General features: G+C 34.6%; 3 protein-coding genes and 1 pseudogene. All 4 read right to left on the reverse strand.

The genetic code is table 11. The features are described from left to right. Positions 1-461, reverse strand: a pseudogene (locus F6K13_RS17985) (SGNH/GDSL hydrolase family protein); the annotation flags it as partial. Positions 462-1,789: 1,328 nt separating this feature from the next. After that, a complete protein-coding gene (locus F6K13_RS17990; RefSeq protein ID WP_124146025.1) occupies positions 1,790-2,992 on the reverse strand; it encodes an SGNH/GDSL hydrolase family protein in 1,203 nt (400 codons plus the stop codon). 283 nt (positions 2,993-3,275) lie between these two features. Next, positions 3,276-4,478, reverse strand: coding sequence for an SGNH/GDSL hydrolase family protein (locus F6K13_RS17995; RefSeq protein ID WP_124146026.1), 1,203 nt, complete (start codon positions 4,476-4,478; stop codon positions 3,276-3,278). A gap of 371 nt (positions 4,479-4,849) precedes the next feature. Continuing rightward, entirely contained in the window at positions 4,850-4,936 is an 87-nt protein-coding gene (locus F6K13_RS18000; RefSeq protein WP_287287938.1) for a DUF5989 family protein, read from the reverse strand. Positions 4,937-4,938: the final 2 nt, after the last annotated feature.

Consider the following 4,938-nt stretch of genomic DNA (forward strand, 5'->3'; position numbering starts at 1 on the left):
TGTTGAGCTGTTCCATAACCCTGTACACCAAAATTCATTACCTCAACTTTCCGGTCTTTTAATACAGGACACTGTTGTAATCTTTGCTCTATAATTGCACCATAAGTATCCTCCAATTTGACATGAAGTGCTTCTGTAAAAGAATCTCCCAATAAAGCAATTCTTAATCCATTTTCAGGTTGAGTTTTACTACGTTCATAATCACGAAACCCTCCACTATTCATTTTTAATTCTGAAGGTATACCTTCTCCTTGCCAAAATGCTGTGGCATTAGGATTTCCTGCCCAACCTCGATTTGGATCTTTTGCTGTATATAAAAGTTCTTGATTAGAGTCTTCTCTTGGTGGTGGTGGAGTTTCTATTTTTGCTATTCTTAGACCTATTTCTGCCACTGTTACAGCAAATATTAATGTGCTGACTGTTAATCCTAAATTGATGGCTAAATTCTGAAGTTTTTTCATTATATTTAGGTTAGTTGAGCAAGAGATTATTCTTAGTTTTAGTATTGACAATAAGTTAAGTTAAAAACCAAGTTATATATAGTACCTGAAAGTATAAACAATTGGGGTAATTTTCTAATTTATGGAGATACAGTAGAGAAACTTTTTTCACTCATATCAAATTTTAATAATTAGTTATTTTAGGTCATTGCGACTAGAACGGAGTGGAAGGAAGCAATCTTGAAAGTCCCTGAGATTACTTCCTATCGTCCCAATGACCACTTTTCAACGGGATTATATCTACATATATTACATATATATAGAAAGCATTTGCTATCTTTGCCCGCGTAAAAATTTTTGAGTTACGAGTCGGGAGTGGAATAGAGGCAATACAAGAAAAAGATTGAAAAATACTCCCTTACTCCCCTACTTTTAAGATTAGAATCAGATTTTTCCCATCATTAAATCTTTCCATCTATCTCTCCTAGGGTGGAAAATCACAAACATTTTCATTTTATGAAGCTCATAAAAAAATCGGCGGCTCAAAGGATTTTCGGTTCCATACTCACAATTTTTGTGATATTATAAATGTTATTAGGGTTTGTTCGTACCTACGCATGACTTTTTATTCAACCAAAATTCCTGACTGAGGCACAATCAAATATTTAGGCATTTTGTGAAGCTCATAGAAATGCTTGTTTTTCTCATCATCAAATCTTTCCTTCCATCTCTCCTAGGGTGGAAAATCACAAGCATTTTCATTTTATGAAGCTCATAAAAAAATCGGCGGCTCAAAGGATTTTCGGTTCCACCCTCACAATTTTTGTGATATTATAAATGTTATTAGGGGTTGTTCGTACCTACGCATGACTTTTTATTCAACTAAAATTCCTGACTGAGACACAATCAAATATTCAGGCTTTTTTCCCAGGAGAAATACTAGAAATATTGTCATTTTGTGAAGCTCATAGAAATGCTTGTTTTTCCCATCATCAAATCTTTACCTTCTATCTCTCCTCAGTAGAAAACCACAAACAGTTTCATTTTATGAAGCTCATGAAAAAATCGGCGGCTCAAAGGATTTTCGGTTCCACCCTCACAATTTTTGTGATATTATAAATGTTATTGGGGTTTGTTCGTACCTACGCATGACTTTTTATTCAACTAAAAATAGTATATTTGTCTGAGCGATCGCGAATTTTGTACAAAAGTCGTCATTGCGACAATAGGAAGCAATCTCGCACCACCCCTAAAATTGCTTCCTTCCACTTCGTTTCAGTGGCAATAAAGTAACTAATCATCATGAATTTGATATAAAATTCTGACTTCTAACTCCTAACTCCTGACTCCTAACCGCCATATTTCTCGCACAAATAATTTCCCATTATTTCCCCTACCAATTTATGACCTTCTACATTCCAATGACCTCCACAGGGAAGTGCATTATCAAAACCATGTAAACACTTACCTGTTTTTTTAGCCTCATCCCAAATAGGTCCAGCTAAATTATAAACTGGTATATTTTCCTCTTTCCCAAAATTTTTTAGTCTAATATCTGGGTAAAATAAATTTGACACATTTAAAATTTTTTTCAAGTTATCGCGCTCTTGAACATCGGGAAGTACTTGAGAAGAATGACTAACTGTTATCAGCATAAAATCTGCCTTTTTTTCATATACTTCATCTCGCATTAACTTAATTAAACCCTCAGTTACATCCCAAGCTTCTTCCCAATCAGAATTGGGTTTTGGTTCTTTATAAAAATCTATATTAATTGCATTGTAATCCCGATTATACTGACGGCGTTTAGCATCAAGATCTACCTTTCTAATTAACTGTAGAATTCGAGAATTTTTTATCAACCAATATGGCAAGAAATCTACAATAGAAAAAGCATAACGATTTCTCTGCCAAAACTTCAAATTTCGGAATGACATATCTGCCACAAGTTGCCCATCTTGGTAAACAAAATAAGGGCGTAAATGGTCATGTTCTAGACCGCGATAATTGTTACTAAGATCGTTACCTGGATAAAAAGCCAATATGACTAAATCTGGTTGATAATCCCAAACACGATCCCTTAAAGTCATTAATTGTTGTGCTGTTCCATAACCATTTACCCCAAAATTTATTACTTCTACTTTTCGGTTTTTCAACACAGGGCATTGTTGTAGTTTTTCTGCCATTATTGCACCATAAGTATCTTCTAATTTGACATTAAGTGCTTCTGTAAAAGAATCTCCCAATAAAGCAATTCTCAATCCATTTTCTGGTTTATTTTTACTCCGTTCATAATCGCGAAATCCTGCACTATTCATTATTATTTCAGAAGGGATACCCTCTTCCTGCCAAAATCCTTTGCCATTAGGTTTTCCTGCCCAACCTCTGTACATATCTTTGAAAGTATGGAGAGGATTTTGATCTCCATCTATTTTTATCGTTGGATGCTCAATTCCTGCTATTCTTAATCCTATTTCACTTACTGTCAGAGTAAATATTAATGTACCCAATGTTAATCCTAAATTGATGGCTAAATTCTTGAGTTTTTTCATTAAATTGGAGGTTTATTTTTTAATAAAAAGTCTTTTGATAAGGGTAGGAGTCAGAATTAAAAATTCAGGAGAATTATACAGAAGAAAGGAGGAAGAATTTTTCTTTGATTTTTCTGCCCTTATTTGCCCAAAATACTAACTTTCTTCCCTACTCCCCTACTTCCACACTTCCCACACTCTCCTATATAGCAGTCGAAGCAAAAGTTAGGACATTTTAAATGCTCAAACCTAGACAGGAATTACTTTTAACTTTTGACTTTTGACTTTTAACTTGCGCGTAGCGCTATAACCTTTTACATAAATTTTCAGCAATAATTTCTCCTGCTAATTTATGCCCTGTAGCATTCCAATGTCCCGTACACATTGTCGTATTTTTAAACCCATGAACACAAACCGGATTTTCCCGAACATAATCATCAAAAGGTTCGACTAAATCAATCACAGAAAAATTATAAGTTTCTCCTAAATTTTGCAGTCTTTTTGTTGGATATGACCAGTCTTGAATATTCATAATTTTCATATACCCTTCTCGCCATTCTTGATTTGGATGAACTCGCATCGGAGTCATCACTTTAGCTACTTTAAATTCTGCACCTTTTTCTTGTACTTCTTTTGCCATGATTCCTATTAGTTCATCAGTAATTTTCCAAGCTTCTTGCCAAGCAGAATTTGGCGGTTCTCTAAAATTATTAGCTTGTAAATTTTCAAAATGTCTGGCAGCATTTCTCTTCTTTTGATCTGCCTCTACTTTTTTGATAATTTGTAAAATTCTGACATTATTTACTAGCCAAGTTGGTAATTTATCGACTGTAGTAATCATGTAGCGGTTTGCTTGACTAATAGTTAGTTCTCTAAAAGATAAATCTAATTCTAACTTCCCATTTTCATAAACAAAAAAAGGTCGATAATGATTATTTTCTAACTGTCGAGAATTATCAGTAACATCATTGCCAATAAAAAAAGCTAAAAGCACAATATCCGGCTGAAAATCCCATACTTTTTCTCGGAGAGTTAATAATTGTTGGGCAGTTCCATAACCATCCACTCCAAAATTAATTACCTCTACTTTTTGACTTTCTAAATTAGTACATTTTCCCAATTCCTTCTGCATTACTGCCACAAAAGTTTGCTGATAAGAAACCTGCACTGCTGAAGTAAAAGAATCCCCAAGTACAGCAATTCTTAGAGTATTTTCTGGTTTTGCTTTAGTAATTTCCGGTCCTCTAAGACCATGACTATTAAACTCTAAATAAGCCTTTCCTTCGCTCGTCCACCAACCAGAAACATTACCTCTATATTCCCAACCTCTAACCGGATGAGGAATAGTATGAAATGTAGGATAAAATTCTGCATGGGTACTTTCCGACATTTTTTTTAAACCCTCCAAACCAGCAATTCTTGCTCCTACTTCAGCGATCGCTATCCCAACAAATAAACTGGCGAAAATCATACCTAAATTTACCACCAAAGTTTTTAGTTTAATCATCCTCTCAGCTATAATTTTTTTGTATTTTGATCCTGTAGATTGGGTTGAGGAAAATTAGCAGAGTTTATCCTGGGGATAAACCCAACTTTTCAGTTATCAGTTATCAGTTAACAGTTATTAGTACCTGTAACTAAAACCTTCTGCTAGAAATGTAAAGTTAACTAGCTATTAGCTTTTACCATTTCCATACCGGAATGCTCCGCAAACAGCTAGCCTCTTGCAGAGGAACTCCGTTAACAGCTTTTAGAAGCTCTGGTTTAAATCCCCAGTTTCTATAAACCGAAAGGTGCGTGGAAGAGTAACAGTCCCCTTCTAAACGTTTACTGCTGACTGATGACTGCTGACCGCTGACCGCTTTTTTAAACGTCAAATTAAAACAAAGTATAAATAAACGGTGCAATTACAGAAGATTGACTCAGAACAATCAAAGCTCCTAACAAAACTAAAGTAATAATCAAAG

The sequence above is a fragment of the Okeania sp. SIO2B9 genome, from assembly GCF_010672505.1.
Classification (GTDB): Bacteria; Cyanobacteriota; Cyanobacteriia; order Cyanobacteriales; family Microcoleaceae; genus Okeania; species Okeania hirsuta.